Source organism: Arthrobacter sp. Sr24 (assembly GCF_054511175.1).
In genome coordinates, this window is record NZ_JBTNDB010000004.1 from 14,397 (window position 1) to 26,906 (window position 12,510).

The window sequence follows — 12,510 nt, forward strand, 5'->3', positions numbered from 1 at the left end:
TGAGGGGCATCGCTTGGCTAAGTGACCAATGATGGTGCCTCTTCGGTTAGCGTTGGCCGCCGTTGTTGTCATAGGCTCAGTGCTTATGAGTGAAGTTCTGGGTTTGGCCGGTGTCAGCGTAGTCCGCGGCACCAAGACATTGTTGGACAACGTCGATTGGCATGTCGCCGAGGGTGAGCGCTGGGTGGTGCTTGGGCCTAATGGTGCAGGTAAGAGCACTCTGTTGCAGATTGCCGGTGCCCGCATGCACCCGTCCCGTGGCGTAGCCGGCATCCTCGATGAGGTGCTTGGCGCCGTCGACGTTTTTGAGTTGCGACCCCGGATTGGTCTGGCCTCGGCCGCCCTGGCCCACCAGATCCCGGAGCATGAAAAAGTTCTCAATGTGGTGGTGACTGCTTCCTACGGTGTGACCGGGCGTTGGCGCGAGGATTACGAGCGCGACGACGAACGTCGTGCCTTTGCGCTGTTGGACGAGTGGGGGGTTTCCACCTCCTTCAACCGCCCCTTCGCTTCCTTGAGCGACGGCGAACGCAAACGTGTTCAGATTGCCCGTGCCCTCATGAGCGATCCCGAATTGTTGCTGCTCGATGAGCCCGGTGCAGGTCTGGACTTGGCCGGCCGAGAGGGCCTCGTCAAGCGTCTGAGTGAATTGGCCGCCGATCCGTTCGCGCCGAGCACCGTGCTGGTCACCCACCACCTTGAGGAGATCCCGCCGGGCTTCACCCATGCGCTATTGCTCCGTGATGGCGGCGTTGTGGCTCAGGGACCTTTGGCTGAGGTCTTGACCGAAGAAAACCTCAGCAAGACCTTTGGCCTGCCGCTTACCGTCACCAGCAACGCCGGACGCTACACGGCCACGGCTCGCCACTAGCCGCCACCCGTACTGTTCTACCCACCATTTTGCGAAGGACCTTTCCCCGGCAGTGAACGCGCTCGAATCCTTCTTCATACTGCTCGGCGGCCTATGGGCCGGGACCATCAACTCTGTGGTTGGCTCCGGCACACTGGTTACCTTCCCCATCCTGATCGCTTTAGGGGTAGTGCCGGTCATGGCTGTGGTCAGTAACGCAATGGGCCTGATTGCCGGGGGAGTCTCCGGCACATGGGGGTACCGGCGCGAGCTACGAGGCATGAAGTTTAACCTCATCAAGCTCATGCCGGCTTCCATTCTGGGTGGCATCACCGGTGCCTATTTGTTGCTGCACCTGCCGGAAACGGTTTTCGCCCTGGTAGCGCCAGTCTTGATTGTGTTGGCTTTGGCTCTGGTCATTTTCCAGCCGCGGCTCCAACGCGCTATTCAGGCCAAGCGCATCGCCGGCCCCTCGGCCCGCACACACGATATCGCCATGGTGGTGTTGGTCTATTTGACAGGTGTCTATGGTGGCTATTTTGTGGCCGCCCAGGGCGTGTTGTTGGTAGGAATTCTGGGTATATTCATGTCAGGCACCTTGCAAAACGCCAATGCTGTGCGAAGCCTTCTCGCGCTCAGTGTCAACGTCGTGGCCGCTATCTCGTACCTATTGTTTGCTCCCGAGAAGATTATTTGGCAAGTGGTGGCGCTCATTGCCGTGAGCTCTCTGCTGGGTGGCTTTATGGGGGCCCGCATTGGCCGCAAACTTTCTCCCGTAGTCCTGCGCAGCGTCATTGTCACGCTGGGCGTTGTTGCACTCTTCTTCATGATCCAGAAATTGGTGGCCGCATGATCATCCAGCTCGAAACCGCCAGCGATCCTCGGGTCAGCGATTACCACTCCCTGACTGATGTCCAGCTGCGCAAAGTTAGGGAGCCTGCCGAGGGCCTCTACATCGCTGAAAGTCCCAAGGTGGTTCGCCGGGCACTTGCCGCTGGACACCGACCGCGCTCGTTTTTTCTCGCAGAAAAGCGGCTGCCAGAGATAGCCGACGTGCTGGATGCTCATCCAGATATCCCTGCCTACGTGGGCACAGGGGCCATGCTGGAGGAGATCACCGGCATCAACCTTCACCGTGGCGCCTTGGCCGCCATGCACCGACCCGCGCCGGCGGACATTCCCTCCATGTTGGCCGTCGCGAAACGCGTGGCGGTGCTGGAGGACATTAGTGACCACACAAATATTGGTGCCTTATTCCGCAGCGCTGCGGCACTCGGTATTGATGCTGTACTGATCAGCCCGCGCTGTGGCGACCCGCTATACCGGCGCAGCATTCGTGTCAGCATGGGCGCGGTCTTTCAGGTCCCGTGGGCACGCTTACCGGAGGGCCTCGATGGTTTCGAGATGCTCCACGATGCTGGATTTACGACGGCGGCCCTCGCCCTTTTGCCCGATTCGCTCACCATCCATGAACTTGCCGCCCGCAACGACGAGAAGCTGGCACTGATCTTGGGCAGCGAAGGTTACGGACTTAGTGCGCAGACTCTGGCAGCTGCAAACCATACGGTCATGATTCCCATGTATGGCGGCGTGGACTCGCTCAATGTTGCAGCGGCCAGTGCGGTGGCATTCTTCGCCACAGATCCACGAACCTCAAAGAGCTTTAGTGCCGCCTCTGCGAGTAGTGTTGAAGGATGAAGATTGATGAGAAAGTTGCCGAGTTTTCCCTGCAGGACCAACACGGTCAGGTTCGTAGTCTCTCCGAGCTGACTGCTAACGGCCCTGTAGTGATTTTTTTCTATCCCTTAGCTGGCAGCGGCGGCTGCACCAAAGAGGCCTGTCATTTCCGTGACCTGCAAGCAGAATTTGCCGCCGAAGGGGCCTCCATGGTGGGTATTAGTACCGATTCGGTGGCCAAGCAGCTCGACTTCGCGACCAAGAACCACTTTGAATACCCACTCCTGAGCGACCAGGATGGTGCTGTGGCCGATATCTTCGGTGTCCGGCGTCGTCTGTTGGCAAAGTCACTGCCAACAAAACGGGCCACATTCATCGTTGATTCTGGGCAGATACTGCGATTTCAGGTCACGAGTGAAACCAATATGGATGTCCACGCCAACAGCGCCTTAGCCGCTCTCCGCGAGCGGGCTTGGTGAAACGGGCTCGAACCGGTAAAGTTTCTAGCTGGTCCTAGTGGCCATAACATTCATCAGTCTGGCAAAAACCAGGCAATAACACTCTGAGGTTCCCTGTGAAGCAGAACGTTCACCCCAAGTACGAAGCCATTGTATTCAACGACCTGGCTTCAGGCACCAAGTTTTTGACGCGCTCCACCGCGACGTCCAAGAAGACCATCGAGTGGGAAGACGGAAACACCTACCCCGTCATCGACGTTGAAATCTCCTCAGAGTCACACCCGTTCTACACGGGCAAGCAGCGCATCATGGACAGCGCCGGCCGCGTCGAGCGCTTCAACGCTCGCTTCGCAGGCTTCGGCAAGAAGTAATACTTCTTTCCACAGTTCTTCAAACAGGGTCCGCACCTATGGGTGCGGGCCCTGTTTTTGCACTTGGCGCGTTCCCCTTGGGAAGATGTAGACATGTCTTCGAAATTGCACGGTGAATATAAGGTCCACGGCGGAAAGTTAGTGGTGGTTGACTGTTCTGTCACGGACGGCTTACTCCACGATGTCCATGTCAGTGGTGATTTCTTCCTCGAGCCCGACGAAGCGCTCGATGACATCAACGCAGCACTCAATGGCTTATCTGCCAACCTCCCCGCTGATGGATTCGCAGAGGCCATTACGGAGGCGCTTCCCGCGGATGCCGTACTTTTTGGCTTCTCGGCACAAGCCGTAGCCATCACGGTTCGCCGTGCGCTGACCAACGCAACCAGCTGGATCGATCACACCTGGGACATCATTGCCCCAACAGTTCTGCCCACGGCCCTCAATGTGGCACTAGATGAGGTCCTCACCGAAGAAGTTGGTGCAGGACTACGCAACCCAACACTGCGTTTTTGGGACTGGGATGAGCCCTCAGTGGTGATCGGCAGCTTTCAGTCAGTGCGCAACGAACTGGAACCTGCGGGCGTCCAAAAGTATGGAATCAATGTGGTGCGCCGTGTCACTGGCGGCGGTGCAATGTTCATGGAGGCCGGGAACTGCATCACATACTCTCTGTATCTACCCCAGACCCTTGTGGACGGCTTGAACTTCGAGGACTCCTACAAGTTTCTTGACGCTTGGGTGCTGGCGGCCCTGGAATCGATGGGCATTGAAGCGTTCTACATTCCGCTCAATGACATTGCCACGGACAAAGGAAAAATTGGAGGCGCAGCCCAGAAGCGTCTGAGCAATGGTGCCATGCTCCACCACGTGACCATGAGCTACGATATCGACGCTGACAAAATGGTTGAAGTGCTCCGCATAGGCAAGGAAAAGCTTTCGGATAAAGGCACTCGCTCGGCGAAGAAACGCGTAGATCCCCTTCGCCGGCAAAGCGGTATGAGTCGGCAGGAAATTGTGGAGCGCATGTCTGAAACGTTTGCCGCCCGCTACGACACACATCCGGCGACTCTCACAGAAGCTGAACTGGCCGAGGCGCAGCGCAGGGTTGTGGCGAAGTTCGGTACCGAGGAGTGGCTGCATCGAGTGCCATAAACCCTCTGGTCCGGGCCACCTCACGCGTGCCGAAGAGTTGGCCCAATCGACCACCTGCTTCCTTTGGTTTTGTCATGGTCATGGGCATATCAGACACTGCAGTGGATCGCCGTAGTCGGTTTACATGTGCTGATGGTGGTTGCTATGAGCCTTTCTGCTGGGCTTGCTGACCGGCGGTGAGCATCTAGGCGGGTTTGTCCGCACCAAGGGGATCTCCGTGTGCGCCACAGCTATTACAGTGCTTGCCAGCTCCATGAGTTTGGACCTGCCCCGAGACGTACCTGTGCTCCAACTCTGCGGACCCACAGGGGCGACATCAGCTACCTGCTCCGGTCTTTTGGCGCCATGTAGTGAGGCGAAAACCGCCGAACTCCTCCACCGCCTTGTGGCCGGGGAATACGTCAAAGAAGAGCATCCGTAGGCAGAACCCCAAAGGCTAAAATATTGGGCTGTCATGTTAGAATCTTTGAGGTGAGTCGGGAAGTCTGGTCGACAATTCTATTGTCGAACCCTCCTAAGGAATAATTGTATGAAGCAAGGACCCTCCACGCCCAAACCAGCCACCGTTCTTGGTCGGGGCAGTTATCTTGAAGCCCTGCGAATCGGCGAGATTCTGCGTAAAGAGACCGTCGGTGGCATACTCCTGGTTGCTGCAGCCATCATTGCTATCATCTGGGCAAACTCACCTTTTTCGGATAGCTATTTCGCCTTGCGCGATTTCCGAATTGGTTACGAGCCTTGGCACCTTGAGCTCAGCTTGGGTGCTTGGGCCGCAGATGGACTGCTAGCAATCTTCTTCTTCCTTGTAGGACTGGAACTCAAGCGCGAATTCGTTGCCGGTGATTTACGCCAGTTCAGTAAATCAATTGTTCCCGTCGCTGCGGCAGTGGGCGGTGTGGTGGTCCCAGCGGTGATTTATGCGTTGATCAACCTGACCAGCCCGGAAACGCTCCGCGGCTGGGCCATACCCACGGCAACAGATATTGCCTTTGCTGTGGCCGTATTGGCCATCATTGGTTCTCACTTGCCTAGTGCCCTGCGGATCTTCCTGTTGACCTTGGCTGTAGTGGATGACCTACTGGCCATCAGTATCATCGCAATCTTCTACACCGATGAAATTCAGCTCACTCCGATGCTTCTAGCACTGCTCCCGCTGGCCCTTTACACTATTTTGGCGCAAAAATACCGAAGTTTTTTCGGCACCAAGGCATGGGCGGCATGGGTTATCCTCCTTCCCTTAGGCTTGGTCACCTGGGGGCTGGTTCACGCTTCCGGTATCCATGCCACAGTGGCCGGTGTGCTGCTTGGATTTGCCATACCCGTAATCCGTTCACAGATCAATGGCGGTCCTGAAGCGGGCCCAGGTTTGTCAGAAATTTTCGAACACAGGTTCCGTCCCATCTCAGCCGGTATTGCCGTCCCGGTCTTTGCGTTCTTCTCCGCGGGTGTAGCGATCGGCGGGTGGGATGGTCTTGTCTCTGCCGCCACCGACCCGGTTGCCATTGGCATTGTGGTTGCATTGGTGCTCGGTAAGCCGATCGGAATTCTAGGGACCACATGGTTGCTGACTAAAACCACCAAGGCGTCCTTGGACCGGTCGCTGAAATGGATTGACGTGTTCGGTGTGTCCCTACTTGCGGGAATCGGCTTCACCGTCTCTCTGCTGGTAGCAGAGTTGAGCTTTGGCCAAGGCAGTGCCCACGACGACCATGCCAAGATTGGTATTCTCGCTGCCTCGGTGCTAGCGGCACTGCTCGCGACAGCCGTCTTGTCCACCAGAAACAGGTACTACGGGAAACTGGAGCTTGAGGAAGCAGTTGATGCTGACAACGATGGAATCCCCGATGTCTACCAACAAGACTGACCCTGCCGGCAATCACCGCTAAAAAGGATCCCCGTACCAGTCTCTCGACTGGTACGGGGATCCTTTTTTGCTGACGGGGACGGTAGGTCTTAGTGTCCGGCACCAAGGTTCCCGGAGAGTCGTTCACGCATATGAATGCTGGCTTCGTTGAGTCCTGTGATGGTGACGTGTTTGCCGTGGCGGCGGTATTTCTCGGTAATGGCGTCCAGAGCCGCGATCGTGGAGGCGTCCCAAAGGTGGGAGGCGTGCATGTCGATGATGATACTCTCCGGGTCCAGTGCGTAGTCGAATTGGGTGTACAGGTCATTAGAGGAGGCGAAGAATAATTCGCCGTCTACAACGTACGTGGCTGTCTCAACACCGTCGATGCTTGTGAGATTGCGTTTGACCGTGACCAGGTGTGCCACTCGCCGGGCGAACAGGACCATCGCGACCAAAACGCCAACACCCACTCCAATGGCTAGGTTATGGGTGGCAACAACCACGACCACAGTGGAGACCATGACGATGGTTTCGCTCTTGGGCATTCGCGCCAGGGTGCTGGGGCGGATGCTGTGCCAGTCAAAGGTGGCTATGGAGACAAAGATCATGACAGCTACCAGTGCGGCCATCGGGATTACCGAGACAATATCTCCGAGGGTCACCACGAGGACCAGCAGGAAAACTCCCGCGAGGAAGGTGGAGATGCGGGTGCGGGCGCCAGAGGCTTTGACGTTGATCATGGTTTGGCCGATCATGGCGCAACCGCCCATGCCACCAAAGAATCCGGTGACGATGTTGGCTACGCCCTGGCCCCATGATTCTCGAGTCTTGTTGGAGTGAGTGTCCGGGACGTCATCAACGAGTTTGGCAGTCATCAAGGATTCAAGCAGGCCCACGAACGCCATTGCCAGCGCGAACGGGAAGATGATTTGTAAGGTTTCCAGACTGAAAGGAACGTTCGGGATGAACAGGGCAGGGAGTGAGCCTGGAAGTTCTCCCTTGTCTCCCACCGTGGGAACAACGATTGACGCCACCACGGTAATAACGGTGAGGACGACTATGGCCACCAGTGGTGCCGGAACGGCTTTGGTGAGTTTGGGTAGTCCGAAAATGATGACCAAGCCGACAGCAGCCAGCGGGTAGACCATCCATGGCACACCGATCAGTTCCGGGACCTGGGACATGAAGATCAAGATGGCTAGTGCATTGACGAAGCCCACCATGACGGAACGGGGAATGAACCGCATCAGCTTGGCAACCCCCGAGACGCCTAGGATGATTTGGAAGATTCCGGCCAGGATGACCGCGGCAATAAAGTAGTCAAGGCCGTGGGACTTCACCAGTGGGGCGATCACCAAGGCGACTGCCCCGGTCGCGGCGGAGATCATGGCGGGACGGCCGCCAACAAAAGAGATCGTCACGGCCATCGTAAAGGCGGCGAACAATCCGATCCGAGGATCAACCCCAGCGATGATTGAGAACGCGATGGCCTCGGGGATCAGTGCCAATGCCACGACAAGCCCAGCAAGGGCCTCGGTTTTTAGACGGCGTGGGGAGCGGAGAGTTTCCCGCACGGATTGGAGTTGTTCTGGGGTCAGGGGCGGTTTGGGCTGCAGTGTGGTGTTGGCCATTACTGGCTCCATTCAGGGTCAAGAAGACGCAGTTCAGCGTCTTCGCATTTCTCAAGTGTTATGGGGCGCGACACTGCGCCGGGTCAGTGGGAGATAGCCTTAGAAGGACTCACCACTCACTTGTAACTCTACCCTAACGTGACGGTAGAGTTGATGCTGGAACCACTGACGGAGATTTTTATGACGGAGAAGGCACACGCGACAACGATGCATATTGGCGAATTGGCTGAACGGACGGGGCTCTCTCATCGGACGATCAGGCACTATGACGAGGTAGGTCTCCTTCCGGCAACCGCGCGCACAGACGGTGGTTTTCGTGTCTATCTTGAAGATGACTACGAGCGCCTCATGGTCATCAAGACAATGAAACCACTAGCGTTTACCTTGGAGGAAATGTCAGAAATCTTGGATATCCTCGCACTGGATCAGAGTGAGAGGGCAGCTGCAGGAACTCAAGCACGGTTGAGGGAATTTCTTGAGCATGGCACCAGGCAACGAGCCAAAATGGCCCGAAACCTGGCTCAAGCGGACGAATTCATCCTCCGGCTAAGAGATTCAAACCAAGAATAGAATATGCCCTATTGCCCAGATTGATTCTGTGAACTTCTCACCATGAATTAGGGAAATTGGCTGAAGTTATGAGGCTGGGTTGGTGCCTATTTCCTTCATGAGGGCCAGTACTCGGTTCTTGATGTCGTCACGAACCAGGCGCATCCGTTCCGTTCCTTCGATACCACGCTCGGACGGTTCATCTGTGTCCCAGTTGCGGATCTCAATCCCCGGGACCGGGTCCACCACAGCCTCTTTGCCGAGGGTGATGATGAGGCCGACGCTATTGAGCATCTCAGAGGTGATTGGCTTGGTGTGCTCAGTGGAGATGTCAATACCCAGTTCGGCCAGTGATTCCACGGATTGGGCATTCAGGGCGGTTCCGGGTTTGGTTCCGGCGGTGTACACGGTCGCGGTGTCGCCGGCTAGGTGGCGCATGAGGCCACCGGCCATCTGGGATTTCCCACCGTTCTTCACGCAGACGAACAGGATGCCGGGTTTGTTGGTCATGGGATGGTTCTTCTTTCAGTCGTGAGAGGGGAGTGGAAATGCTGTTGCATGTGCGGGGAGGAGTTCATTGATTTTCGGCATGAATCCTGGGCGTCGGACCCCCGAGTCGGGTCCGCGAGGCCATACTCATCCTGGCCTCGTCCCTAGATTTCCTCATCAGTTACTGCTTTGAGTTTCTCGAGGAGGTTCTGGACTAATTGGTCAATCTCATCCCTGATCATCCTCGCCCCGGCCAAGTCCTTCGCAGCCGGATCCTCGATCTGCCAATCAAGGTATTGCTTGCCTGGGTAGATTGCACAAGAGTCCCCGCAGCCCATGGTGACGACGACGTCGGCTGCGCGGACGACGTCATCGGTGAGCGGCTTGGGGAACTCCTGGGCTAAGTCGATGCCAACCTCGGCCATGGCGGCTACAACTGTGGGTTCCAGTTCTGCGACCGGGGCCGAGCCTGCCGAGCGGACATGGACCGCTCCTTGGGCGTGTTTGTTCAATAGAGCGGCTGCCATTTGCGAGCGTCCGGCGTTGTGGACACATACGAACAATACTTCAGGCACGTCTTGGGCGATCGCACCCTTGGATTGCGCCAAGGCTTTGAGCCGGTCGGCCGCAAACCTAGCTGTCGTGGAGGCTAGGTACGTGCGGATCCTTGCCGTCCGGGCCAAGGCTGTGTATGACTCGAATACGTAGCGTTCGACGGTCTCAGCGGCGAAGATTCCAGTGAACTTCAGAGTCAGGTCTGCGCTGATGCGCTCTAGAACGGCGGTATCATCGCTTAGGCCGGTCAGTACAGTCTCGCGTTGCTCACTCATAGCGGTCTCTTTTCGCTTGGTCGTTGATTGTGGAGTGACGAGCTTAGGCCAGGACGGTGGGGGTGCCGATCAGTCCCGGTTCGGGGGAGCTGCAGCCAGATGAGGCTGGCGCGGACTCATCCTGGACCGCAGGTGTCTCGGCAGGGGAGCCACAGGTGCTGGCAGATTTTGTGGCGGAGTCTGTTGCGGAGCGCCCGTGCTCAAGACCGGTGGGGATGCCGATCAGTACCAGTTCCGGAGTACTGCAGCATGACGATGCTGGTTCACCCTGATCCTGATTTGCGGTGGCTTGGACGGGGGTGTCGCAGCTGCCCCCGAGGTCTGTGGAGCAGACACCGGTTTCGGGGAGCTCGAGGTGGACCTGGTCGGCCGCTACTTGATCTCCTGCCAGGGCGGCGACGATGGAGCGGACCTGCTCGTAGCCAGTGGCCATCAAGAAGGTCGGGGCACGGCCATAGGATTTCATTCCGGCAATGTAGAAATCCTTGTCGGGATGGGCCAGGACTTTGGCTCCGTGGGCGGGTACGGTTCCGCAGGAGTGGAATTCAGGATCGATCATTGGACCCAGATCCCGTGGGGCCTCCACGATCGGATCGAGTTCCAAACGCATTTCCCGCAGAATGTCCAGATCTGGGCGGAACCCTGTGGCCGGGATCAGCAAGTCCACGTCCAGTGTCTTATCCCCGTTCGGGGTGGAGCCGGTGACAGCCAATCCTTGAACGCTGGTTGCGAAGGAGGTGGTGGTGAAGGAGGTGTGCAGCTCAATAATGCTGTCTTCGACGAGTTTGCGCAGACGAGTTCCCAGTTGGCCGCGAGCCGGCAAGCCGTCCAGATCCCCGCCACCGTAGAGGCGGGAGGCGTCAGAGCCGCGCACGGCCCAACTGATCCGGGTTCCCGTCTCGTTCTTAGCCAGCTGGCCCAAACCGATGAGAGTGTTCGCAGCGGAGTGGCCTGCCCCAATGACGAGGACGTGTTTGCCGGTGAAGCGGTCACGATCCGCGCCAGTGACATCAGCCAAGGGTGCGGTGATGAGTCCGGCTGCGATGGCTTCGGTTTCGCCCGGTGCGGGCAGGCCGGCCTGGCCGAGTGGGTTGGGCTGGGACCACGTGCCGGAGGCGTCGATCACTGCACGCACGCGGTGATCGCTCAGAAGTCCGTCGGCGTCGGCGACACGAACCAGGAAGGGCTGCTGGTCACGGTCGCGTGAATGGGTTTTATCCATGCCGACCCGGCTCACAGCCGTCACGGTGGAGGATAAACGCAAAGCCGACGCTATGGCAGGGATAGCGGCCAAGGGCATGAGATAGCTTTCCACTAGCTCGGAACCGTAGGGCAAGGACGTCAGTCGGGGCTCAGTCCAACCAGTGGGCTCCAGCAGACGGCGGGAGGCTGGGTCAATGTTGTGCTCCCAGGAGGAGAACAAACGAATGTGACCCCAGGCTGTGATGGTTTCACCCACGTCTGCACCTTTTTCAAAGATGATGGGGGTGATGCCGCGTTCGATCAAGTTCGCTGCAGCCGCTAGGCCGATGGGGCCCGCACCGATGATGGCAACTGGAAGCTCATTTTGTGAATTCGTCATGTCCGTAGTTCTCCTTGAGATGTTCGCAATTAGTTATGTTCGGGCCCTGCCAGTCAGCTGCTGGTCAGGCGATGGTGGGGCGGCTACGCCGGGACCGACTCAGAGATGCTGGCCTTGGTGCCGCTTTGGCTGTCATCGAGTGCTGCGAGGTAGCTCTTGGCGTCCAAGCCCGCTGCGCAACCGGTTCCGGCCGCGGTGATGGCTTGCCGGTAGCGGTGGTCAACGGCGTCCCCGCAAGCAAACACGCCGTCTAGGTTGGTGTGTGTGGTGGGTGCCTGTACCCGGATGTATCCGTCCTCATCCAAATCGACTTGTCCAGCAACCAGTTCAGTGCGGGGAAGATGGCCGATGGCGACGAATACGCCAGTAACGGGCAGTGCCTCTTCTGTGCCAGTGGCCGTGTTGCGCACCGTGACACCGGAAACTTTATCCTCACCATGGATAGCCGTGACCGCGCTGTTGAACATGATGTGGATTTTCGGGTTTTCCATGGCTCGTTGCGCCATGATCTTTGAGGCCCGGAGTTCATCACGGCGCACGATCAGGGTCACTGACTTGGCGAAGCGCGTCAGAAACGTTGCTTCTTCCATGGCAGAGTCGCCGCCGCCAACCACCACGATGTCTTGATCCTTGAAGAAGAATCCATCGCAGGTGGCGCACATGGACAGGCCGTGGCCGGTGAACTTCTTTTCCTCCGGCAAGCCCAGTTCCTTGTAGGCGGAGCCGGTGGCAAGAATGACCACTGGTGCCTGGTAGCTTTCACCGGCGGCGGTGGTGACGGTCTTCAGATCGCCTGTGAGGGTGGCTGCGGTGACGTCGTCGAAGATGATCCGGGCACCGAAGCGTTCGGCTTGTTCCTGGAGGTTGTCCATCAACTCCGGACCCTGTATGCCGGCGGGGAATCCGGGGAAGTTCTCCACTTCGGTGGTGTTCATCAGTGCCCCGCCAGCGGTGACGGCGCCTGCGATGACCAGCGGGGCGTGCCCGGCACGGGCTGCGTAGATCGCGGCCGTGTATCCAGCGGGGCCGGAGCCGATGATGATGATTTGTTCAGTCATGGCAGGTCCCTTTT

At 57.9% G+C, this 12,510-nt stretch carries 13 protein-coding genes; 8 read left to right on the forward strand and 5 right to left on the reverse strand.

What is annotated here, in order from left to right; translation table 11 throughout:
* Window positions 1–85: 85 nt before the first annotated feature.
* From ACX80D_RS04120 to nhaA, 7 genes are all read left to right on the forward strand, one after another.
* Complete coding sequence (locus ACX80D_RS04120; protein ID WP_459321367.1) at window positions 86–871, forward strand: ABC transporter ATP-binding protein; 786 nt, start codon at window positions 86–88, stop codon at window positions 869–871.
* A gap of 52 nt (window positions 872–923) precedes the next feature.
* Entirely contained in the window at window positions 924–1,703 is a 780-nt protein-coding gene (locus tag ACX80D_RS04125; RefSeq protein WP_459321368.1) for a sulfite exporter TauE/SafE family protein, read from the forward strand.
* Window positions 1,700–2,548: a TrmH family RNA methyltransferase gene (locus tag ACX80D_RS04130; protein WP_459321369.1), complete on the forward strand. Its 849-nt coding sequence runs from the start codon at window positions 1,700–1,702 to the stop codon at window positions 2,546–2,548. Before ACX80D_RS04125 ends, ACX80D_RS04130 begins: the two co-directional genes overlap by 4 nt.
* Window positions 2,545–3,006 carry a peroxiredoxin gene (locus ACX80D_RS04135; RefSeq protein WP_459321370.1) on the forward strand — a complete coding sequence of 154 codons (462 nt, stop codon included), beginning with the start codon at window positions 2,545–2,547 and terminating at the stop codon, window positions 3,004–3,006. Before ACX80D_RS04130 ends, ACX80D_RS04135 begins: the two co-directional genes overlap by 4 nt.
* Before the next feature lie 95 nt (window positions 3,007–3,101).
* A complete protein-coding gene (locus ACX80D_RS04140) occupies window positions 3,102–3,356 on the forward strand; it encodes a type B 50S ribosomal protein L31 (RefSeq protein WP_459321371.1) in 255 nt (84 codons plus the stop codon).
* Window positions 3,357–3,449: 93 nt separating this feature from the next.
* Complete coding sequence (locus ACX80D_RS04145; RefSeq protein ID WP_459321372.1) at window positions 3,450–4,511, forward strand: lipoate--protein ligase family protein; 1,062 nt, start codon at window positions 3,450–3,452, stop codon at window positions 4,509–4,511.
* Window positions 4,512–5,040: 529 nt separating this feature from the next.
* Window positions 5,041–6,375 carry a Na+/H+ antiporter NhaA gene (nhaA, locus tag ACX80D_RS04150; protein ID WP_459321373.1) on the forward strand — a complete coding sequence of 445 codons (1,335 nt, stop codon included), beginning with the start codon at window positions 5,041–5,043 and terminating at the stop codon, window positions 6,373–6,375.
* Window positions 6,376–6,464: 89 nt separating this feature from the next.
* Here nhaA and ACX80D_RS04155 read toward each other — a convergent pair whose 3' ends face one another.
* Window positions 6,465–7,988: a SulP family inorganic anion transporter gene (locus tag ACX80D_RS04155; protein ID WP_459321374.1), complete on the reverse strand. Its 1,524-nt coding sequence runs from the start codon at window positions 7,986–7,988 to the stop codon at window positions 6,465–6,467.
* Between the two features lie 180 nt (window positions 7,989–8,168).
* On the opposite strand from ACX80D_RS04155, the gene ACX80D_RS04160 reads away from it, so the two are divergent.
* Window positions 8,169–8,558 (forward strand): MerR family transcriptional regulator, encoded by a 390-nt coding sequence (locus ACX80D_RS04160; protein ID WP_459321536.1) that lies wholly within the window; start codon window positions 8,169–8,171, stop codon window positions 8,556–8,558.
* Between the two features lie 66 nt (window positions 8,559–8,624).
* Here the strand turns inward: ACX80D_RS04160 and ACX80D_RS04165 are convergent, their stop codons facing one another.
* The 4 genes from ACX80D_RS04165 to trxB form a co-directional block, all read right to left on the reverse strand.
* The gene (locus ACX80D_RS04165; protein ID WP_459321375.1) at window positions 8,625–9,047 is read right to left on the reverse strand and encodes an arsenate-mycothiol transferase ArsC; all 423 of its coding nucleotides are present in this window, start codon (window positions 9,045–9,047) and stop codon (window positions 8,625–8,627) included.
* 143 nt (window positions 9,048–9,190) lie between these two features.
* Window positions 9,191–9,856, reverse strand: coding sequence for an arsenate reductase ArsC (locus ACX80D_RS04170; RefSeq protein ID WP_459321376.1), 666 nt, complete (start codon window positions 9,854–9,856; stop codon window positions 9,191–9,193).
* A gap of 43 nt (window positions 9,857–9,899) precedes the next feature.
* Window positions 9,900–11,438, reverse strand: coding sequence for an FAD-dependent oxidoreductase (locus ACX80D_RS04175; protein WP_459321377.1), 1,539 nt, complete (start codon window positions 11,436–11,438; stop codon window positions 9,900–9,902).
* 83 nt (window positions 11,439–11,521) lie between these two features.
* Entirely contained in the window at window positions 11,522–12,496 is a 975-nt protein-coding gene (trxB, locus tag ACX80D_RS04180) for a thioredoxin-disulfide reductase (protein WP_459321378.1), read from the reverse strand.
* Window positions 12,497–12,510 lie beyond the last annotated feature (14 nt).

What these genes read in the sequence shown, in the direction of transcription:
- ACX80D_RS04120 (WP_459321367.1), top strand. Translation starts at nt 86, where the DNA reads ATGAGTGAAGTTCTGGGTTTGGCCGGTGTCAGCGTAGTCCGCGGCACC.
- ACX80D_RS04130 (WP_459321369.1), top strand. Translation starts at nt 1,700, where the DNA reads ATGATCATCCAGCTCGAAACCGCCAGCGATCCTCGGGTCAGCGATTAC.
- ACX80D_RS04135 (WP_459321370.1), top strand. Translation starts at nt 2,545, where the DNA reads ATGAAGATTGATGAGAAAGTTGCCGAGTTTTCCCTGCAGGACCAACAC.
- ACX80D_RS04145 (WP_459321372.1), top strand. Translation starts at nt 3,450, where the DNA reads ATGTCTTCGAAATTGCACGGTGAATATAAGGTCCACGGCGGAAAGTTA.
- nhaA (WP_459321373.1), top strand. Translation starts at nt 5,041, where the DNA reads ATGAAGCAAGGACCCTCCACGCCCAAACCAGCCACCGTTCTTGGTCGG.
- ACX80D_RS04155 (WP_459321374.1), bottom strand. Translation starts at nt 7,988, where the DNA reads ATGGCCAACACCACACTGCAGCCCAAACCGCCCCTGACCCCAGAACAA.
- ACX80D_RS04160 (WP_459321536.1), top strand. Translation starts at nt 8,169, where the DNA reads ATGACGGAGAAGGCACACGCGACAACGATGCATATTGGCGAATTGGCT.
- ACX80D_RS04165 (WP_459321375.1), bottom strand. Translation starts at nt 9,047, where the DNA reads ATGACCAACAAACCCGGCATCCTGTTCGTCTGCGTGAAGAACGGTGGG.
- ACX80D_RS04170 (WP_459321376.1), bottom strand. Translation starts at nt 9,856, where the DNA reads ATGAGTGAGCAACGCGAGACTGTACTGACCGGCCTAAGCGATGATACC.
- ACX80D_RS04175 (WP_459321377.1), bottom strand. Translation starts at nt 11,438, where the DNA reads ATGACGAATTCACAAAATGAGCTTCCAGTTGCCATCATCGGTGCGGGC.
- trxB (WP_459321378.1), bottom strand. Translation starts at nt 12,496, where the DNA reads ATGACTGAACAAATCATCATCATCGGCTCCGGCCCCGCTGGATACACG.